This window comes from Candidatus Enterococcus avicola (assembly GCF_047470845.1).
GTDB classification, from domain to species: Bacteria; Bacillota; Bacilli; order Lactobacillales; family Enterococcaceae; genus Enterococcus_D; species Enterococcus_D casseliflavus.
Genome location: NZ_JBLGTY010000070.1, coordinates 1 through 323 on the forward strand (window position 1 = coordinate 1; position 323 = coordinate 323).

Below are 323 nucleotides of genomic sequence, written 5' to 3' on the forward strand. Positions count from 1 at the left end.
GAACTCAAGTACATGTGGTTTACCTCTTATCAATACGATGAGGAAGTAGGCTATATCACTCGAATCCATCACCATATTGTTTTAAACAATGGACCATCAAGGGATGCAATCGAGAGTGTTTGGTCTAAAGGACGAGGAAAGAAGAAACAGCCTCTTGGTCGAAGACAAGTGCAAAACATTCAATACGATTCAGATGGGATGCAAGGCTTGGTCAATTATTTAACAGGTCAAGAGAAATGGGAAAATCGCCAGTGGAAGAAAGGTCAAAAGCGATGGTCCAAGAGTCGAAACCTCAAAGAGCCACACGAAACAACCAACGATGA

General features: G+C 42.1%; 1 pseudogene. It reads left to right on the plus strand.

Features of this window, described 5'->3' with window-relative positions:
* A pseudogene (locus tag ACI3E5_RS17655) lies at positions 1 to 323 on the plus strand (rolling circle replication-associated protein); the annotation flags it as partial.